The 3,937-nt window shown below is 67.1% G+C and carries 3 protein-coding genes; 2 read left to right on the top strand and 1 reads right to left on the bottom strand.

The genetic code is table 11. The features are described from left to right. Positions 1-1,244: LUD domain-containing protein (locus tag MUO23_06935; protein ID MCJ7512691.1), on the top strand; the 1,244-nt coding region annotated here is incomplete at its 5' end. Positions 1,245-1,597: 353 nt separating this feature from the next. Further along, positions 1,598-2,302 (top strand): YIP1 family protein, encoded by a 705-nt coding sequence (locus MUO23_06930; GenBank protein ID MCJ7512690.1) that lies wholly within the window; start codon positions 1,598-1,600, stop codon positions 2,300-2,302. 429 nt (positions 2,303-2,731) lie between these two features. Here MUO23_06930 and MUO23_06925 read toward each other — a convergent pair whose 3' ends face one another. Further along, on the bottom strand, positions 2,732-3,646 hold the full coding sequence (locus MUO23_06925) for an NAD(P)-binding domain-containing protein (GenBank protein MCJ7512689.1): 915 nt from the start codon (positions 3,644-3,646) through the stop codon (positions 2,732-2,734). Positions 3,647-3,937: the final 291 nt, after the last annotated feature.

The raw sequence follows: 3,937 nt of genomic DNA, 5'->3' as shown, positions 1-3,937 counted from the left end.
TCCTGACCAGCTATGTGACGCTGATCCAAGGTCCCGGCCGCCCGCAGTCCGAGGACGGGTCGGAGCATCGCTATGTGATCCTGGTGGACAACGGACGCCGACGGCTGCACGGCACTCCGCTGGCCGAAGCGCTGATGTGCATCCGCTGCGGCGCCTGCTTGAACTCGTGTCCGGTCTTCCAGGAGCTTGGCGGGCACGCCTACGGCAGCCCCTACCCAGGACCGATCGGCTCGGTTGTTTCTCCAGCGTTGTTCGGGGTCAAGGCGTTCGGCCATCTGGCGATGGCCTCGACACTGTGCGGCGCGTGCAAGGAGGCGTGTCCCATCGGGATCGACATCCCGCGCATGCTGCTCCACCTGCGTCAGGAGTATGTTTCCACGGGCTCGGGCCGGCGCGATCTGCGCTGGGGGCTTCGCGCCTTCGCCTGGGCCGTCACCCACCCCGCCGGTTTCGCCTTCGGACAGCGCCTGGCGGGCGCGGCCGCGGCTCTGGCGCCCCGAGCGGCTGGATGGCTGGGCTGGCTCCCCCCGCCGGGGGCCAGCTGGACCCGCTCCCGCCACTTCCCACCTTTCGCCTCCCGCACACTGCATCGACGGTGGCGCGAGACGAAGGCCATTCCCAGAGCCACGACCGCAGGCCACCCGGTCGAACCCCCTGCGCAGGCCAGCTCGACGCCTGCCGCCACTGCCCGGCGGTCCTCGGGAAGTTTGATCGAGGGATTCACCCAGGCGCTGATGGCGGTGAGCGGGGAAGTCTCTCGGGTCCCGACGGATGGGATTGCGGACGCGCTTCGCCGATTGCTGCCTGCGGATCGGGGGCCGGGGCTGGCGGCTCAGAACGACGAGAGCGACAGCCAACTACGCCGGCAGATGGAGATGGCGGGATTCGAGTTTCTCGATATCCACTGGCCAGGGGCGTCCACTGCGCGGCCGATCGAGGCGGCCTCGTGGGGCATGGTGCGGGCGCGGGCAGCCCTCGCCGACACCGGGACGGTTGTGCTTCCTTCCATCCCGGTCGGCACTCTGGTCGCGTCGCTGCTCCCGCCGACCCTGGTGGTCGTCCTGCAACAGAGCGACATCCACGCAGACCTGGCATCCTGGCTGGCCGCCGGGGGCAGAACGCTGGTCAGCGAATCGTCGATGGTGGCTCTTGTCACGGGGCCGTCTCGCACCTCGGATATCGAGATGACGATGACTCTAGGCGTGCATGGCCCTGGGCGCCTGGTTGTCCTTCTGACCCCCTGAGCTTCCCAGCCTGAGTCGCGCCGGCCGGGAAGAGCGGATCCTGGGCAGGCAGGGCCGAGGGAATCTGCGCCAGGCGAGCGTTCACCCCCAGACCCTCTCGGCGGACATGGCTCTTGGCCGGGCGCCGCCGACCGTCGGCGCACGTTCCGCGCCCTCCGGGAGGGCAGCAGCCGGGCGTCCGCCGCGCTCCTCGGACTCGGACCGGCTTGCGCTTCACACAGGGGACATGTAATCTTGGCAGGCGAGTTCTTGGCCCCCGGCGCAAGGGGCTTCGGCGGCGCAGAATGCAATTCGGCTCGCCCAATCGCAGAACCCCGGAACCGGTCTCCAGCCCAGCCAGGAGGGAGAGGTAGATGACGGATGAACTGACAATCCCCGAAGCTCCAGTTCAGCAACCCTCGCTTCCGTTCTACGAAGTCTGGAATATCGCACTGCGCCGCCCCACGCTTGAAGCGTATCAGCGCCTGCTGCAGGATCCGCAGGCCACCCTGGGCCGGGCCGTGGTTTGGCTGCTAGTGGTGGGCGCGATCTCGGGGGTGCTCAGCGCCGCCAGCCAGCTGGTCTGGACGCGAGTATTGAGCAGCGGGGCGCTGGCGCAGTTCGCCGGTTCCGGACAAACCCTGCCCCAGGAGTTCGGTCTGGCGGGGCTGAATATGACCATTCTGTTGCTGTGCGGCATCCCGATCGGAGCCATCAGCCTGGTGCTGGGCCAGATGCTGTACTTCGGATTGGTCCACTTCACCGCCAGCGCACTTGGCGGGCAGGGGACCTTCGGCCAGCTGTTGTACGCCAACACGGCGTACTATGCTCCGGTCACCCTGATCTCTTCCCTGCTGGCGCTGATACCGTGTCTGGCGTGCCTCGCAATGCCCCTTGCCATCTACTCCTTCGCCCTGCAGTTCCTGGCAGTCCGTGCTGCCACCCGCCTCGGCTGGGGCGGAGCGATTGGCTCGGTCCTGATCGTGACGTTCCTATTCGTGCTGGTCGCCATCGTCCTGGTCTTGCTGCTGGTTGTACCTCTCATGGATCAACTGCAGGGCCTGTACCCGATCGCCTAGCCGGCGCCCGAAGTCAAAATTCCCTTCGGCGGTTTCCAATGTCCTGGGGCTGTCCCAAGAGGTCGAACGGTTGGGGCAGCCCCCCACTTTTCGGCACGTAAGTGCCCTCGGATTGGGCGGGAACCGCGCATCTCATCGCGGCTGACGCGCGCCGGCCCCACTCTTCACAATTGGATCGGGCTCTTGGGCCACCCCCAGGTCGCCCCGGCCCTTGGTCCGGGGTGCGATCTCTGATGCGTCTCGGCCCTTGGCTCACGAGCCGAGCCCGTAGCGGGGAGCCGCAGCACCCCTGAGGAGCGGCCCAAGCGGCAAACGCATTACAGCCTGGGCCTCACCATCGGGCTGGAGGCGACTCCCGAGCACGAGAAGCCCGGCCCTGAAGGGGCACTGTGCCAGGCGAAAGGCAGCCTTGAAGGTGTTCAGGGAGGACTAGCCGTCAGTCTGCTGGCCGGCAACAGGGGACGGAACCCGAGTTCCCGCCAGAGCCTCATACACGCCGAGGATGGCGGAGTTGTCCAGATCGCGCATGCCCATTTGCAGCATGGCTTCGTACAGCTGCAGGTTCAGGCCGCTCATCGGCAGCGAGGCCCCGTAGGCACGTGCCGTTTCAAGGATGATGGCCAGATCCTTGTGCATCATGTGCGCCTTGAAGCCAGGCTGCCGGTTGCCGGCGAACAGGCGAGGCGCCTTGACATCCAGCGTCCAGCATTGGGCGGCGCCGCCGCGGATCGCCTCCACCACGCGTTGTGGATCAACGCCGGACTTCTGCGCCAGCACCAGCAGCTCAGACATGGCGACCATCTGGGCGGCGGCCATGATCTGGTTGCACGCCTTTGCCACCTGCCCGGCGCCGCTGGATCCAACCCGGGTGATCGTCCTGCCCATCGCCTGGAAGAGCGGGAGCACGTCATCGAACGCCTGCTGCGGACCGCCCACCATGATCGCCAGCGTCGCCTCGCGGGCTCCGATATCCCCGCCGGAAACAGGGGCATCGAGTGCCAGGACGCCGACCTCCGCCAGCTCCACAGCAATCCGGCGCGACACCTCGGGCTTGATCGTGCTGTTGTCGACGTAGATCATTCCGGCGTGCGCCCCTTCCCGCACACCGTTTGCCCCGAGCACGACCTGCTCGACGTCCGGTGAATCGGGCAGATTGGTGAACACCACCTCACTCCACCGGGCGACCTCGGCCGGTCCGCCCAAAGCCACCGCGCCTTCGGCCACCAGCTCCTCGACCGCGGCCGAACTTCGGTTGTACACCGCTAGCGAATGCCCGGCACGCATCAGGTTCCGGGCGATCGACTTGCCCATCAACCCCAATCCGATATATCCCACTCGTCTCATTGGCCGCCTCCAAGCTGCCGCGTGGGGTCCACGCCCGACTGCCGAGGATTGTACCTGCCTGGAGGCGAGCAGGGCACCGCCTCTCTCCGGATCCGTCCGACCGGCCGAACGTGCAGGCCCGGAAGCATCCGCGTACAATCAGCGGACAGCCTCGGCCTCCGGAAGTCCTGTGCGGGACACCGTCAGAGCGATCATGCCGCATCCCGATGTGCCCGAGTTCTTCGCCGGCAGGATGCTGGCGGAACGAAAGGGACAGGGCGACCACCTGGTTCTGGTGACGATCAGCGACGG

This window comes from Anaerolineales bacterium (assembly GCA_022866145.1).
GTDB lineage: Bacteria > Chloroflexota > Anaerolineae > Anaerolineales > E44-bin32 > PFL42.
This window is presented reverse-complemented; position numbering and strand designations above follow the sequence as displayed.